At 46.7% G+C, this 993-nt stretch carries 1 protein-coding gene; it reads right to left on the bottom strand.

Annotated features, from left to right (window positions below; translation table 11 throughout):
* On the bottom strand, positions 1-703 hold a 703-nt coding region (locus tag EYW48_RS21245), incomplete at its 3' end, for a reverse transcriptase N-terminal domain-containing protein (RefSeq protein WP_277433053.1).
* Positions 704-993 lie beyond the last annotated feature (290 nt).

The following is a 993-nucleotide window of genomic DNA, read 5'->3' as shown; positions in this document are numbered from 1 at the left end:
CCCCACCTTGTGGTGTTCCCTCGTCAGTGCGATAGAACAACCCTTTGTCTATAAAACCAGACTTTAGCCATTGTTCCAACATACGTTTATCTACGGCAATGTTGTCCATAAGCCATTGATGTCCGATTTTATCGAAACAAGATTTAATGTCCCCCTCTAGAACCCATTGAGCCGATCGTTTCATAGCCAAACACTTGAAGCACTGCGCTATAGCATCGGCAGTGCTGCGGTTTGGTCTGAATCCATAGCTGTTAGGGTCGGCAAGTGTTTCTGATACTGGCTCTAGTGCAAGAAGATGAAGCGCTTGCTGCGCTCTATCGACCATGCAGGGGATACCCAATGGTCTGAGTTTGCCGTTTTTCTTGGGGATGTAGATACGCTTGAGCGGTTTGGCTTGATAAGCTTTTCTGCTCAATTGATTGACTGCCTTCATGCGGCGCGTATCCGTATTCCAGATAACGCCATCTATTCCAGGCGTTTTACTGCCTTTATTTTGTGATACCCGCTTAACAGCAAGAAGTTTTGCCGAACGCGAGTGAGTCAGTATCCACTGCAACGCTTTCGCTTTGCCGTGTTTACCTTCTCGTGTTGCCTTTGCAATACGCATCTGAAGCTTTAAAACATGGGATTCAACGGCTTTCCAGTTTATGGATTGCCATTGAGCACTGTCAGGAGAGGCACTAATCTCTTTTGAAATCATCATTTGCATTTCTCCTTGAATAAAGTTCTTCAAATTATCTTGCAACGGAAGACCAGTCGGAAGTCAGCCCACTTTCGTGCCAGACATTTGCCTGTATCTGCATCGTTACAATGTAGCCTTCGCTTTTTCCAACATCCTCTACCTGCATCACTATCGGTCACAGAGACTTTCCCAGAGGGAGTGATACAGGCTTACCGTGTTCCGTATGTCGCGCAATGTCAGTGTAGATGCCCGCTATAGTGCGGAGAGTTCAACGATCACGAAAGAGCACGGGGCAATCTCTTTCCGACTCT

Source organism: Vibrio sp. 1180_3 (assembly GCF_029478545.1).
GTDB classification, from domain to species: domain Bacteria; phylum Pseudomonadota; class Gammaproteobacteria; order Enterobacterales; family Vibrionaceae; genus Vibrio; species Vibrio aestuarianus.
The sequence above is the reverse complement of the archived record's forward strand: the minus strand, read 5'-3'. Positions and strand labels throughout refer to the sequence as shown.